Annotated in this window: 12 protein-coding genes; 8 read left to right on the top strand and 4 right to left on the bottom strand. The window is 65.3% G+C overall.

Annotation, left to right across the window (positions count from 1 at the left end):
• The 7 genes from ACSQ3O_RS16870 (at position 1) to ybaL (ending at position 4,496) form a co-directional block, all read left to right on the top strand.
• Positions 1-432, top strand: a complete 432-nt coding sequence (locus ACSQ3O_RS16870) for a hypothetical protein (RefSeq protein WP_436139748.1) — start codon at positions 1-3, stop codon at positions 430-432.
• A 78-nt stretch (positions 433-510) separates the two neighbouring features.
• Positions 511-885, top strand: coding sequence for a hypothetical protein (locus ACSQ3O_RS16865; RefSeq protein ID WP_436139747.1), 375 nt, complete (start codon positions 511-513; stop codon positions 883-885).
• Positions 882-1,166 carry a hypothetical protein gene (locus ACSQ3O_RS16860; RefSeq protein ID WP_124510822.1) on the top strand — a complete coding sequence of 95 codons (285 nt, stop codon included), beginning with the start codon at positions 882-884 and terminating at the stop codon, positions 1,164-1,166. The genes ACSQ3O_RS16865 and ACSQ3O_RS16860 overlap by 4 nt, the downstream gene beginning before the upstream one ends.
• A complete protein-coding gene (locus ACSQ3O_RS16855; protein ID WP_124510820.1) occupies positions 1,160-1,708 on the top strand; it encodes a glycoside hydrolase family 19 protein in 549 nt (182 codons plus the stop codon). The genes ACSQ3O_RS16860 and ACSQ3O_RS16855 overlap by 7 nt, the downstream gene beginning before the upstream one ends.
• Positions 1,709-1,743: 35 nt before the next feature.
• Positions 1,744-2,088 (top strand): hypothetical protein, encoded by a 345-nt coding sequence (locus ACSQ3O_RS16850; protein ID WP_436139746.1) that lies wholly within the window; start codon positions 1,744-1,746, stop codon positions 2,086-2,088.
• The gene (locus ACSQ3O_RS16845; RefSeq protein WP_436139745.1) at positions 2,085-2,399 is read left to right on the top strand and encodes a hypothetical protein; all 315 of its coding nucleotides are present in this window, start codon (positions 2,085-2,087) and stop codon (positions 2,397-2,399) included. Before ACSQ3O_RS16850 ends, ACSQ3O_RS16845 begins: the two co-directional genes overlap by 4 nt.
• 357 nt (positions 2,400-2,756) lie before the next feature.
• Positions 2,757-4,496 (top strand): YbaL family putative K(+) efflux transporter, encoded by a 1,740-nt coding sequence (gene ybaL, locus ACSQ3O_RS16840; RefSeq protein ID WP_436139744.1) that lies wholly within the window; start codon positions 2,757-2,759, stop codon positions 4,494-4,496.
• Between the two features lie 164 nt (positions 4,497-4,660).
• On the opposite strand, the gene ACSQ3O_RS16835 is transcribed toward ybaL, so the two are convergent.
• From ACSQ3O_RS16835 to ACSQ3O_RS16820, 4 genes are all read right to left on the bottom strand, one after another.
• Complete coding sequence (locus ACSQ3O_RS16835) at positions 4,661-6,553, bottom strand: M14 family zinc carboxypeptidase (RefSeq protein ID WP_436139743.1); 1,893 nt, start codon at positions 6,551-6,553, stop codon at positions 4,661-4,663.
• Positions 6,554-6,683: 130 nt separating this feature from the next.
• Positions 6,684-7,742 (bottom strand): endonuclease/exonuclease/phosphatase family protein, encoded by a 1,059-nt coding sequence (locus ACSQ3O_RS16830; protein ID WP_298453842.1) that lies wholly within the window; start codon positions 7,740-7,742, stop codon positions 6,684-6,686.
• Between the two features lie 34 nt (positions 7,743-7,776).
• Positions 7,777-8,343 (bottom strand): nucleoside-diphosphate sugar epimerase, encoded by a 567-nt coding sequence (locus ACSQ3O_RS16825; protein WP_436139742.1) that lies wholly within the window; start codon positions 8,341-8,343, stop codon positions 7,777-7,779.
• A 55-nt stretch (positions 8,344-8,398) separates the two neighbouring features.
• Positions 8,399-10,210 carry a DEAD/DEAH box helicase gene (locus ACSQ3O_RS16820; RefSeq protein WP_436139741.1) on the bottom strand — a complete coding sequence of 604 codons (1,812 nt, stop codon included), beginning with the start codon at positions 10,208-10,210 and terminating at the stop codon, positions 8,399-8,401.
• 255 nt (positions 10,211-10,465) lie between these two features.
• Between ACSQ3O_RS16820 and ettA the strand changes: the two genes are divergently transcribed.
• The gene (gene ettA / locus ACSQ3O_RS16815) at positions 10,466-12,127 is read left to right on the top strand and encodes an energy-dependent translational throttle protein EttA (protein ID WP_137748349.1); all 1,662 of its coding nucleotides are present in this window, start codon (positions 10,466-10,468) and stop codon (positions 12,125-12,127) included.
• Positions 12,128-12,156 lie beyond the last annotated feature (29 nt).

The following is a 12,156-nucleotide window of genomic DNA, read 5'->3' as shown; positions in this document are numbered from 1 at the left end:
ATGACCACCTTGCACCACTACGACCTTTGGGGCTGGTATTCGCCCGTCGAAATCCCTAGCCGCAGCACTGACGTTGACCCCGGCAACGTGCCCGCCGAGCGCGTGTTTGGTCAGCCCTGGCCCAATTTCACTGGCGAGGCCTGGGTGCTGCAGCCCTACAGCGAACCGCCCGCACAGCCAGAACCTCCCAAGGCTCCGCGCTTGGTGACGGTGGGCGCCTTCTTCGACCGCTTCGGCTCGCTGAAGTGGGAAATCCTGGCCGACCAATCGCCCTTGGTGCAAGCCGTGATCCGTGACGCGCAGGTTCGCAAGCACATCGACCTGGACAACCCGGACTTGCCGGGTGGGCTGGCGATCCTGCAAAGCGCGGGCCACCAGATTGACGCTGAGGCGCTGATTGATGCGCCAGTGCAGCCGCATGAAGTGCCGTGATGAGCCGACGCACCACGACCAGCCCGCCTCGCGCGGGCTTCTTTTCGACTGCAGAAAAACGATAACCGAGGGAGAGCAATGCCAGAACCGACTTCAACATCAGGCATCAGCCTGGCCGCCGTTTCCATCGCACTGCTCGGGCCGATGGCTGGGCCGTATGCCCTGATCGTGTTCGCAGCCCTTGCCGGTGCGCTGTGGCCACTAAGCGCAGCCGACACCATGACCCGCAGCGCTGGCTTCTGGCTGATGCTGCGCTGCACGCTCACGGCGGTGGCGCTCACATCGGCGCTGTCGCTGTTGCTGCAAAGCCAGTGGCAGATCCCCGCCAATGAGGCGCTGGCCCCCGTGGCGTTCGCCATCGGCGCCCTGGGCAACGGCTGGCGCCCAGTCTTTGAGGCTGTCGGCGCTGCACTGCAGGCCGTGCTTTCCCGTGCTGGAGGGCCCAAGCCATGAACACCTTGCTGATCGCTCATGAGGTGGCGTGCCTGCTGCTGTTCTTCACGGTGTTTTGCCGAATGCAGAAGACCAACCGGCGCACGCGCGCTGCCATCCGCCTTTCGTTCTGGGCCCTGGGCACTGTGGCCGCCCTGGGCATGGCGTGGCCAATCATGGGTTGGCCGCTGCCGTGGTTCGCGGTGCTTCTCGCCCTGGCCATCGTGCAGGTGCAGTGGGTCACATCTCATTATTGGTCTGGCGGTGCGCCTGGGCAGTTCAACAGGGGGAATTCATGCTGACTGCAAACCAACTCCGCGTGGCCGCCGGCTGCACTGCGGCCCGGGCTGATGAATGGCTGCCGCACATCACCAAGGCCTGCGAAACCTTCGCCATCAATACACCCGCGCGCCTGGCCGCCTTCCTGGCGCAGATCGGACACGAATCCGGCCGCTTGGTCTACGTGCGTGAAATCTGGGGCCCAACGCCCGCTCAGCAGCGGTACGAGGGCAGGGCGGACCTGGGCAACACCCAGCCCGGGGACGGCAAGCGCTACATGGGGCGCGGCCTCATCCAGACCACCGGCCGTGCCAACTACCGCGCCACCCGCGACGGCCTGGCCGCCTACATGCCCAACGTGCCCGACCTGGAGGCCATGCCCGCGCTGCTGGAGCGCCCCGACCTGGCAGCCATGAGCGCCGCCTGGTTCTGGCACAGCCGTGAGCTCAACACCTTTGCCGACCTGGGCGACTTCATCCGCATCACCAAGCGCATCAACGGCGGCACCAACGGGTTGGCCGACCGCCAGGCGCTTTACGAGGCCGCGCGCGCGGTGCTGCAATGATTTCTCTGCCAACCTTCAGACCCACCTTGATCGTCTTGGCCGTCAGCTTGGCCACGAATGCCGCACTGGGCTGGGCCTGGCTGGGCAAGCGCGACGAGACCGCCACGGCCAAGGCTGACCTACGCGCCATGGAAGGCCAGCGCGACGGCGCCCGCCAAGCTGCCAGCGCCTGCAGTGACAGTGTGGACGACCTACGCGAGCTGGCCGACAAGCGGGCCCGCGATGCCGCGCCCGCCCGGGCCGCAGCCGCCAGCGTCGCCCAGGGGCACAACCAGCGGGCCGACCAGATCCTGGCCACGCCTGCGCCCGTGTCCGGCGACGTGTGCGCCAGCGCGCAGGCCCGTGTGGATAGTTGGCTGCAGGGGAGGACTACAAAGTGAGCTACAAAATATTCCAAAAATTATTCCTGGCTTTGCTCACGGCTGGCGCCCTCGTGGGTTGCGCCAGCGCGCCGCCGCGCGTGGAAATCCAGCGGGTCAATGTGGCCGTGCCAGTGGCCTGCCAGGAGAAAGAGCCAGAGCGACCGGTGATGCCCACCGAAGCCCTGCGGCCGGGCGCCACGGTGGACCAGTTCACACAGGCAGCCCAGGCAGAGATTGAGCGCCGCGAGGGCTACGAGGGCCTGCTGCGCACGGCGCTGGCTGCGTGCACTGCGCCTGTAGAACCGGCTCCAAAGAAGGCCCAAAACTGATACGCAACCGCCACCCAACAAACGAAAGAATGCGGCCTAGATAGCTGATTGAACATACAGCTTTGCGTATCAAGAAACGGCCTGCAGGCCGCATGAATACTTACTTTGCCGAACAACTTAGAAGGCTATTGCTCTATCCAGTTGAGCTACGGGCAGAAAAGCGGCTTTCGGCGGCAATGCCTACTTGCTGGGCGTTGTGCACGCCACTGCGTTGATGCAGAGGCTGGATCATACCCGCCACGGCGTCTTCTCCTGGAAGAAGCCCTCTGATTTTGCAGCGCAGGGGTGGATGCGGTTATAAGGAGATCATGTGCAGGGTGCACAGGGCAACTTCATCTTCTTTCTTCACATCTCCCCATGCCGCACAGCGTGACCCTTATCCACACCATTGCCGCAGCCCTCGGGCTGGCGTTGGCGCTGGGTTTTCTGGCCACACGCCTGCGCCTGCCGGCGCTGGTGGGTTATTTGTTGGCGGGGGTGGTTATCGGGCCGTTCACTCCGGGTTTTGTGGCAGATGCGGCCATGGCCAGCCAGTTGGCCGAGATTGGCGTGATGCTGCTGATGTTTGGCGTGGGCCTGCACTTTTCTTTTGGTGACCTGCTGGCAGTGCGCAAGATTGCCGTCCCCGGGGCTGTGGTGCAGATGATGGTGGCCACGGCGCTGGGGATGGGGCTGGCCACCTGGTGGGGGTGGAGTTTGGGTGGTGCGCTGGTGTTTGGCCTTGCGCTGTCGGTTGCGAGCACGGTGGTGCTGCTGCGGGCGCTGGAGGCACTTGGCATTCTGGACAGTTACACCGGCCGCATTGCGGTGGGCTGGCTGGTGGTGGAAGACCTGGCCATGGTGTTGGTGCTGGTGCTTTTGCCTCCGCTGGCCGGGTGGCTGGGGGATGGTGCCGGTACAGGGCTGGATGCTGCAGAACTGGGGCGCACCCTGGGCTGGACACTGCTTCAGGTCGGGGGCTTTGTGGCCCTGATGCTGCTGGTGGGGCGCCGTTTGTTCCCCTGGGTGCTGTGGCAGGTGGCGCGCACGGGCTCGCGGGAGTTGTTCACGCTGTGTGTGGTGGCCGCCGCAGTGGGGATTGCGTTCGGCTCGGCTGCGTTGTTTGGTGTGTCGTTTGCCCTCGGTGCTTTTTTTGCCGGCATGGTGATGCGCGAATCGGAGTTCAGCCACCGTGCGGCACATGAGTCTTTGCCACTGCGCGATGCCTTCGCCGTGCTGTTTTTTGTGTCGGTCGGCATGCTGTTCAACCCCGCCGTGCTGTGGGAGCGGCCGTTGCAGGTGCTGGCCGTAGTGGCGATCATCATGGTGGGCAAAACGCTGGCCGCTGCGGGGCTGGTGCTGGCATTTCGGTATCCGCTCAACACGGCGCTCACGGTGTCGGCAAGTCTTGCGCAGATTGGCGAGTTCTCGTTCATCCTGGTGGCCCTGGGTTCATCGCTGGGGCTCTTGCCGCCGGAAGGGGCTAGCCTGGTCCTGGCAGGGGCGCTGATTTCGATGGCCCTCAACCCTTTACTCTTCCACGCGATTGCGCCGTTGCAGGACTGGCTGCGTGCGCGCTCTGCCTGGGCGCGGCGGCTGGAGCAGCGTGACGATCCGCTGGCTGAGCTGCCGATGAGCACGGATTCGCGCTACCTGGCCCGCCAGGTGGTGCTGGTGGGCTATGGCCGGGTCGGGCGGCGCGTGGCAAGTGCCCTGGCGGCCCAGGACATTCCTTTTGTGGTGGCTGAACAAAATCGGGAACTGGTGGAGTCGCTTCGGGCGGAGGGCATTGCAGCCGTGTTCGGGGACGCGGTGGAGCCCGCCGTGTTGATCCAGGCCCACATCGCCCGCGCGGCCATGCTGGTGATTGCCACCCCGGATTCCCTCAACGTGCGGCAGATCATCAGCACAGCAATGACTTTGAACCCCGCCATCGAAACCGTGGTGCGTAGCCACAGCGACGACGAAGCGCGCAGGCTGGTGCAGGAGTGTGAGGGCACGGTCGTTTTCCTTGCGGAGGATGCGCTGGCCGAGCTGATGTCGCGCCATGTGCTGGAGCGGTCCCGGGCGCGCCATGCGCGGCAGACCGGGCCTGCGCCGCTTCATGGCCCGGTGTAATTCAAGAAATATTCGGCCTTTGCGCGCAACCATAAAGGATTGTTTGCTATATATTTAATAGCAAATGTGGTTCGCGAGCTGTTCTCCTGCGGATGGGGCCGTCTTCGGCCCGCGCTGCGCCGCCGTGGCCGGTGCAGCTGGCCGATGGCTTACCGTTTTTTTGCCTAGTCGGTTTCCTCAAATACCAGAGCGGGCGTGGCCATGACACGGGCCATCTGGCCCAGGTCGTCGATCAAACGGTTGGCGAAGTAGCTGTTCTGCGTGTCGGGCTCCAGGGCGGCCACGGCCAGGTTGGCGCGGGGCTGGTTCAGCGGGACATAGAAGCTGCCAGCGGGGGCATCCACAGCGCTGCGCACGGTGGACACCTCGACGCGCACGATGCCTGCGCCACCGGCGATGGTGCCGATGACGTCCTGCCGGTCGCCCGCTTCGCGTGCCGTTTCGCGGTAGGTTTCGGCCAGCATGGCGCCTGGCTCGGCCACCCGCATCACTTGCAGGCCCAGCAGTCGCAGACGCTCCACGGCCGCAGTAGACCCCGCCGCAAGCCAGTATCCGCAGGGGCGGGCGCGGGATTTGATGGCCCGCAGGGTCAGCGACGAGTTCCAGTCCACGCGGATGGAACGGTCTGCGCCGGTCTCGGGGTCCAGAAAGTCCAGGTCGCGCTGGGTAGGGGTGGCGGCAGCCTCGATGACCACCTGATCACGGCAAGCCTGGGCGCTCACGTCCCGGGCCACGAAGGAGCGCACCTGCTCCAGGTTGGCGGCACGCTCTGCCGTGGTGCGCAGGGCGCTGCTGATGGCCGTGACCTGCGAGTGCACGCGGCGCTGGATGTGCATGCGGCCAATGCCCACGCCGCGTGTCTCGATAAGCAGGCTGACGGTGTTCTTGAGGCCATTGACGTTGCGGCCCGTGTCGGGCTGCGTGCCGCCCATGGAGATGCGCTTGTCTTGCAGATTGGTCGAGGTGGTGTAGTACCAGTCGCTGGTGATGCCCTGGGCCTTGAGGGCGGTGACCATGGGCTGGTGGTACCACTCCTGCGAGGCCTTGGTCAGGAACTCGGGGTAGTTGGCGGTGGTGGCGTACTGCAGCAGGGCGTCGTAGCGCTGGACGGCGTTGAATTTCTGCAGATAGCGGCCCACCACGGTGTATTCGTGGGCGTCCACGACCAGGATGGGGCGGTAGTCGTTAATGACCTGGGCCAGTGCGCGGGCCTCGGGGGTGTTGAGCAGCAGGTGATCGCGGTTCATGTCCACGCCATTGGCCGTGACGCGTGTACCGACCTCGGCACCGTCGGGGTTGGCGCGGGGCACCACGACCACGTTGATGCGATCCAGCAAAGGCTCCAGGAGCCCCTGGGCCAGTTCACTGCTGATAACCAGCAGGGCTTCGCTGCCTGCGGGCTCGTCGCCGTGCTGCTGACCTATCAGCACCACGGTGGGTCGGCCGCTGGTATCCAGGCTGGCGGGGTCTGTGCCCGCAGCGCGGGTGAGCAGCAGGCCCTGGATGGGTTCACCACGTTGCGATGTCCCGAGGTTCAGCAGCTTGGTGCGGGTGGTTCCTCGGGGTACGGCATCCGTTAGGGACCGCAGCCACTGGCCCAGCTCGGCGTTGGTGGTGAAGGCGCGGCGATCCTGCGCCAGCCCCGGGGTGTTGTACGAAATCGGCGGGTTCGGGAAACGTGCTGCCACAGCGGCGCCATAGGGCGGCGCCATGGGGCCTTCGTTTTGCACCACCAAGGGCGCAGTCGGGGGCAGGGGGGTGGACACCACGGCCGCCCGCTGCGGTGGCTGCAGCGGCGGTTGCTGGTGTTGCTGGCCCAGCGGAGCGGGCACCACGGTACCTTGCTGCGCGCGCGGCAGAGGGGCGGGTGCATTGGCCCTCTGGGCTGCTGGTGTGGAGGGCCAGGGGGGCAGCGGTGTGCTGCCACAGGCCGTCAGCAGCAGGGCGGCTAAGGTGGCTGAAGCCGTCCAGTGCATGGCCCCCAAAGAAGCAGCGGCAGGGCGGGCCGTGTCTGAGTCTGCGCGGGTCGCGCGGCGAAGAAAAGAGTGCATGGTCATGTGGGTTCTGCCAATGGATGCCTCGCTGGGGGGCGTCTGTGCCGTGGATGTTACCTGCGCAGTTGTGTCGGGCTGTGTCGGCGTACATCCCGTTGCAAAGCGCTGATTGACATGGCGAGGGGGCTGCACCTCATGCCGAATTGGCTTGCGGTGATGGCGACGGCATTGCGGGCGGCATCCTGAGCCGCAGCAAGGCACGCACAAAGCCGTGGTCGGACCGGGTGCGGTCGCGGCCTTCGTGCAGGTGGTCGTTGAAGTAGTCCACCCGGCGCACGTCGCCCACACTGTTGCGCCCGTTGGTCATGAACTCTTCACTCACCAGGATCTGGTCGAGCACGGAGGGGGAGCCCTGGTGAATGTGCGAATACGCGACGTCTTTTTTCAATGCGGCCTCGCCCTGGAGGTCGTAGGCGTTGAACAGCGCTACATCCCTGGCTGATCGGTCGTAGGCGATTTCGGTGGTGGCGCAGATGAGCTGGGTGGTCACGCTGTCGGGCGTGTCGTTGAAGTCGCCCAGCACCACCAGCGGGATGTTGGTGCGATGCAGCAGGTCGATGACCAGGCAGCGCAGCGCTGTTGCCTCGGCGCCCCGCATGACCAGCGAGCGCAGCGATGCCAGTGCCATCACCTTGCGGTCGTCCCGGTCCTCGGTGGGATTGCCTTGCGAGTCCTGCAGGAACTTGGGGCGTTTTGATTTGAGGTGCGCGGTCAGCACATTGAGCGTCTGCCCATGTTTCATGCGCAGCGTGGCCACCAGCGGCGGGCGCTCGAAGCGGGTGTGTGGGCCCATGCCGGGCACCTCCACCTGGAAGCCTGAAGGGAAGTCAGAAAACGACTGCAAGGCCTCTACCTTGAGCCGCGTGGCAATGCCCACGCGGGGCGTTCCCTGGGCGCCGTGGCGCGCTGCATCATTCTCTGCCCCCGGGACAGCCACAAAGTCGTAGCGCAGGCTGCCACGGCCCAGCGCGCCTTTGAATGCCGCTTCATCCCAGACCTCCTGTACGGCCAGCACGTCGGCGTTGAGCATGCGAAAACGTTCCCCCAGCCAGGTGATCTTGCGCTCGAATTCTGCGGCGCTGTACGGGTCCTGGTTGTCGTAGAACATGCGCCCTGGGTTGGCCAGATTCAGCACGTTGCAGGTGGCCACCATCAGGGTGGCCAGGGGCTGGGGCAATTCGGTTGGGCGCATGGGAGCTCTGGCAAGGATCTGCTGGTACGGCGTGTCAGCCGGGCTGCAATGCGTGGCCTGATAGCACGTGCAGTCCGTCAGGGGCCGACTGTACGGCCCGGACCAGTGCCAGCCCCACATCTGCGCCGGGGCGGGCGCGGTAGTTGGCGGGAATGACCGCGTCCAGCCATTGGAAGAGTCGGATGGAGAGGGATTCGGCTGGGCGTGCAACCTGCTGCAATGCTTGGCGCTCACCGATCATGAGGGAGGGGCGCGCAATCACCAGCGTGGCAAAGCCCAGTTCTTGCAGGTCGCGTTCGACTTCGCCCTTGACGCGGTTGTAGAAGATGCGGGATTGCGCATTGGCGCCCATGGCCGTGACCACGCCGCAACGGGTGGCGCCCGCTGCACGGGCTGCGCGGGCTGTGGCCAGCACGGCGTCATGGTCCACGGCCCGGAATGCACTCTGGCTGCCTGCTGCAGCGATGGTAGTGCCCAGGGTGATGTAGACATCGTCTACCGGCGGCAGGGCCGGGAGCGCGGTGAAGTCCACCGCGTGCAGTTGCAGGCGGGGATGGTTCAGCGCGGGTGCCCGGCGGTCCCGCGCTTGCAGAACATGCACTGTGGCAGGGCACGCGGTAGCCGCTGTGGCACCGCTGCCCCCCGAAGTCCTGGTGTCAGCGGTTAAAAGAGCCGCGAGGACCGCCCGACCCACGAGGCCCGTTGCCCCGGCCACCACCGCCACCCGCGCCTGATCCACCACCATAGCCGCCACCTCCAGAGTTGCGATAACCACCGCCACCACCGCGGCGACCACCGCCGCCCATGCTGTCTACGCTGGTGCGCATGGGGTCAGGCTGTCCACCGGCAGAATGGCCCGAGTGGCGGTTGCCGGGGTTGCTGTGGCCCGAGTGTGTACCCAGGTGGGCGTTGGCACGCGGAGGTTGCGAGTCGTCATAGCGATTGCCGCCACCGCCGCCCTCGTAACCACCGCCGCCGGAGCGACCGCGTGCAGGAGCCTGGCCGCCAGCACGTGCGCCGCCGCCCTGGCCTCCGCCACCGGCACGGCCGCCACGCGGGCCATTGCCGCCGCCGTTCGCTGATGCACCGCCACCGGCGCGCCCGCCACGGCCACCGCCGCCATTGCCACCACCGGCGGGGCGGGGGGCACGCTCGCCGCCGCCGTTGCCAGCGCCCTGGCCGGCCTTGTTGGTGCGGATGCGTTCCATCATTTCGCTGCGGGCGGCTTTGGCGGCTGCCTGCATCACGTCACGGCTCGGGGGCTTGCCTGCGCCGCCCCAGATGGTCTGGCGGCCCATGGCGATGGGCTCGGCCTTTTCACCTGCATCGGGGCCAAAGCCTTCAATGACCTGCACGGGGATCTGCTGCTTGGTGAAGCGCTCGATCTCCATCATGAAGCCTTCTTCGTCCATGCAGACCAGGCTCACGGCTTCGCCCGTGGCGCCCGCGCGGCCCGTGCGGCCAATGCGGTGCACGTAGTCTTCGGAGACGTTGGGGATTTCGTAGTTCACGACGTGCGGCAGGTCATCGATGTCGATGCCGCGCGCAGCGATGTCGGTAGCCACCAGGGCGCGGATGTCGCCACTCTTGAAGCCGGCCAAAGCCTGCGTGCGGGCGCTCTGGCTCTTGTTGCCGTGCAGGGCCATGGCCTGTACGCCGTTCTTGGTCAAGAACTCGGCTACGTTGTTGGCGCCGAACTTGGTGCGTGTGAACACCAGCACCTGGCTCCAGTTGTGTTGCTGGATGATGTGCAGGAGCACCTGCTTTTTCTTGCCACGGCCCACGGGGTGAATCACCTGGGTGATGCGCTGCACCGTGGTGTTGCGGGGGGTGACCTGGATGCTCTGTGGGTTCTTGAGCAGGGTGTTGGCCAGGTCGCGAATTTCATCGCTGAAGGTGGCCGAGAACAGCAGGCTCTGCTTGTCCTTGGGCACCAGGGCCAGCACCTTCTTCACGTCGTGGATGAAGCCCATGTCCAGCATGCGGTCGGCTTCGTCGAGCACCAGCACTTCTACGGTGGTCAGGTCCAGGAAGCCCTGTTGCTGCAGGTCCAGCAGGCGGCCCGGGGTGGCCACCAGAATGTCCACGCCGCGCTTGATGCGGTCGATCTGCGGGTTCATGCCCACGCCGCCGAAGACGACGGTGGAGTTGATGTCCAGGTACTTGCCGTACTCGCGCACAGATTCTTCGACCTGGGCTGCGAGTTCACGGGTGGGGGTCAGCACCAGGGCGCGAATGCCCTTGCCGCCGAACTTGTTCTTGGGTGCCGTGCCTTGCGAGAGGCGGTGCAGCATCGGCAGGGTGAACGCGGCGGTCTTGCCGGTGCCAGTCTGGGCGCCGGCCAGAAGGTCATGGCCTTCCAGAACGGCGGGAATGGCCTGGGCCTGAATGGGCGTCGGGGTCTCGTAGCCCGTTTCGTGCACGGCCTTCAGGATGGCAGGAGCCAGGTTCAGTTCGTCAAATGTCATGTCTTTGGATGCGCCCGTCCGGGGCGCTGGGTATCGGCCTGTCGTGCAACCGGGGGTTGCCGAGCCAGTCTCAAGCCGATGGGGTTCAGGATTGGGAGCCCGGAAGCAGGGTGCTTCTTTCGTCCCCAGCAGTGTGCTGATGCAGCGGGCAACTGGAGCCCGTCGCGAGGCATATTGTCGCATGGCCCGATAATCGGCATCTGAACGCAGAAATTCTTCTGCTCCATTTCCCAGGTTAGAACCCCGAAGATCCCAATGGCCCAATACGTTTATTCGATGAACCGCGTCTCCAAGACCGTGCCGCCCAAGCGGCAGATCTTGAAAGACATCTCCCTGAGCTTCTTCCCCGGCGCCAAGATCGGCGTGCTGGGCCTGAACGGCTCGGGCAAATCCACCCTGCTCAAGATCATGGCGGGTGTGGACAAGGAAATCGAAGGCGAAGCCATCCCCATGCCGGGGATCAAGATCGGCTACCTGCCCCAGGAACCCCAGCTCAACCCGGAGCACACGGTGCGCGAGAGTGTGGAAGAGGCCATGGGCGAAGTGTTTGCCGCCAAGGCCAAGCTGGAAGAGGTGTACGCCGCTTACGCCGAGCCCGATGCCGACTTCGACGCGCTGGCCGCCGAGCAGGCGCGCCTGGAGGCCGTGATTGCCACAGCCGGCACGGATTCGGAGCACCAACTCGAAATCGCCGCCGACGCGCTGCGCCTGCCCCCCTGGGAAGCCAAGGTCGGCCTGCTGTCCGGCGGTGAAAAGCGCCGTATCGCGCTGTGCCGCCTGTTGCTCTCCAAGCCCGACATGCTGCTGCTCGACGAACCCACCAACCACTTGGACGCCGAGTCCGTGGACTGGCTCGAGCAGTTCCTGCACCGTTTCCCCGGCACCGTGGTGGCCATCACCCACGATCGCTACTTCCTGGACAACGCGGCCGAGTGGATTTTGGAACTCGACCGCGGCTACGGCCACCCCTACAAGGGCAACTACAGCACATGGCTGGACCAGAAGCAGGCCCGCCTGGAGTCCGAGAACAAGGGCGAGGAAGCCCGCGCCAAGGCCCTGAAGAAGGAACTGGAGTGGGTGCGCCAGAACGCCAAGGGCCGCCAGGCCAAGAGCAAGGCGCGTATCGCCCGCTTTGAGGAACTGAGCGACTTCGAATACCAAAAGCGCAACGAAACGCAGGAAATTTTCATTCCTGTGGCCGACCGTCTGGGCACCCAAGTCATCGAGTTCCACAACGTCACCAAGTCTTTTGGCGACCGCGTGCTCATCGACAACCTGTCCATGACCATCCCGGCCGGCGCCATCGTCGGCATCATCGGCCCGAACGGGGCCGGCAAGTCCACGCTGTTCAAGTTGATCGCCGGCCGCGAGCAGCCCGACAGCGGCGAGGTGGTGATTGGCGCCACGGTGAAGATGGCGTTTGTGGACCAGCACCGCGATGCCCTGTCAGACGACAAGACCGTGTGGGAAGACGTGTCCGGCGGGCTGGATATGATCAACATTGGCAAGTTCCAGATGGCCAGCCGCGCCTATTGTGGCCGCTTCAACTTCAACGGCGGCGACCAGCAGAAGAAGGTGGGCATGCTCTCCGGTGGTGAGCGTGGCCGCTTGCACCTGGCCAAGACCCTCATCGCCGGTGGCAACGTGCTGCTGCTGGACGAGCCGTCGAACGACCTGGATGTGGAAACCCTGCGTGCCCTCGAAGACGCTCTGCTGGAGTACGCCGGCACAGTGTTGGTAATCAGCCACGATCGCTGGTTCCTGGACCGCATCGCCACCCACATCCTGGCCGCCGAAGGTGACAGCCAGTGGACGTTCTTTGACGGCAATTACCAAGAGTATGAGGCTGACAAGAAGAAGCGCCTGGGTGAAGAGGGCGCCAAACCCAAGCGGATGCGTTACAAAGCACTGAAATAAGCCACCAGGAGGCGGTTCGAAGACCTGAA

The organism is Acidovorax sp. LjRoot74 (assembly GCF_964254355.1).
Classification (GTDB): domain Bacteria; phylum Pseudomonadota; class Gammaproteobacteria; order Burkholderiales; family Burkholderiaceae_C; genus Acidovorax.
Note: the sequence above shows the minus strand (reverse complement) of the source record. Positions and strands in the feature narration are given on the sequence as shown.

Bases quoted from the DNA above. Each gene is read 5' to 3' on its own strand.
- ACSQ3O_RS16870 (WP_436139748.1), top strand. From the start codon at position 1: ATGACCACCTTGCACCACTACGACCTTTGGGGCTGGTATTCGCCCGTC.
- ACSQ3O_RS16830 (WP_298453842.1), bottom strand. From the start codon at position 7,742: ATGCGCCCAACCGAATTGCCCCAGCCCCTGGCCACCCTGATGGTGGCC.
- ACSQ3O_RS16860 (WP_124510822.1), top strand. From the start codon at position 882: ATGAACACCTTGCTGATCGCTCATGAGGTGGCGTGCCTGCTGCTGTTC.
- ybaL (WP_436139744.1), top strand. From the start codon at position 2,757: ATGCCGCACAGCGTGACCCTTATCCACACCATTGCCGCAGCCCTCGGG.
- ACSQ3O_RS16865 (WP_436139747.1), top strand. From the start codon at position 511: ATGCCAGAACCGACTTCAACATCAGGCATCAGCCTGGCCGCCGTTTCC.
- ACSQ3O_RS16855 (WP_124510820.1), top strand. From the start codon at position 1,160: ATGCTGACTGCAAACCAACTCCGCGTGGCCGCCGGCTGCACTGCGGCC.
- ACSQ3O_RS16835 (WP_436139743.1), bottom strand. From the start codon at position 6,553: ATGACCATGCACTCTTTTCTTCGCCGCGCGACCCGCGCAGACTCAGAC.
- ettA (WP_137748349.1), top strand. From the start codon at position 10,466: ATGGCCCAATACGTTTATTCGATGAACCGCGTCTCCAAGACCGTGCCG.
- ACSQ3O_RS16820 (WP_436139741.1), bottom strand. From the start codon at position 10,210: ATGACATTTGACGAACTGAACCTGGCTCCTGCCATCCTGAAGGCCGTG.